Origin of the sequence: Aliivibrio sp. 1S128, from assembly GCF_001691065.1 — a bacterium.
Lineage (GTDB): Bacteria > Pseudomonadota > Gammaproteobacteria > Enterobacterales > Vibrionaceae > Aliivibrio.
Genome location: NZ_MAJV01000048.1, coordinates 1 through 955, shown reverse-complemented (window position 1 = coordinate 955; position 955 = coordinate 1). Strand labels below are relative to the sequence as shown.

Below are 955 nucleotides of genomic sequence, written 5' to 3'. Positions count from 1 at the left end.
TGTTATGCCAGCGTTATATTTTTTTGGAGGTTAGGTGGATAAAATTAAAATCTATAATTTTGACTCTCAGGAGCATTTTTATACAGGATCGTCGTGGGAACAGAAAGTCGTAGGACTTGGGTTGCCAGCCAATAGCACAGATATTCCTCCTCCTATCTTTTCATCAGGTCAAATCCCAGTATTTAAAGAAGGCGAATGGAGTATAGTCGAAGATAAATTTTGGAGGCCTTCCTATAAGGAGGTAACTTACTTATCATTAAAAAAGAATGATAGTTATCACCATTTGACATTGTCAGCCATCATGGGGGACTTTCCTAATTACCCAAGCTTGCCACAGATATGCAATACTTTATTGGTTTCAAATTTGATAGTTCAAAAGCTACGATGTGTTCAAGAGAAATATGAAGAATTAATTAAGATACATAAGAAATCTAAAAGTTTCTTCTGGCTTAATAGAATTCCTTTAGATGGGCCAAGAGATTTCATTTCTAAATTTGCGAATAAAACAAACCGTCTATATAAATACCATTTTGTTGCGGAAGAGTTAGTTGCAGCAATAAGGTCAGCATTAGATTACTTAATTCAATTGACATTCATATTGATAAGCTATGAACAGTATCAGTCTAATAAAGTGGTTACGGTTGACTCAATAGGGAAATACCTAAAATTGAAGCATAATGGAAAACTAGGCGAATCTATTGATCAAGTTATTACTGGCAATGGTATTGAATATCGCTCAGATAGTACTAATTTTTTACGTCATATAAATGACTTATCAAATAGCATTAAACATTCAATGATGCATGCAGAAGTTTATAGTTTATACTGCCGTGAAATACCAACAGTAGTTTCATTTCAGGCAGGTAACAATAGTCATAAGAAAGAAATTATTTACCATAATCATACTGCATGTCAGTTGGTTATTGGGTTCCAAGACAGGGTAAGAGCGTGAATG

General features: G+C 34.0%; 1 protein-coding gene. It reads left to right on the top strand.

Annotation, left to right across the window (positions count from 1 at the left end; all coding sequences use genetic code 11):
- Positions 1–34: 34 nt before the first annotated feature.
- Positions 35–952 (top strand): hypothetical protein, encoded by a 918-nt coding sequence (locus A6E03_RS07695; protein WP_065600550.1) that lies wholly within the window; start codon positions 35–37, stop codon positions 950–952.
- Positions 953–955 lie beyond the last annotated feature (3 nt).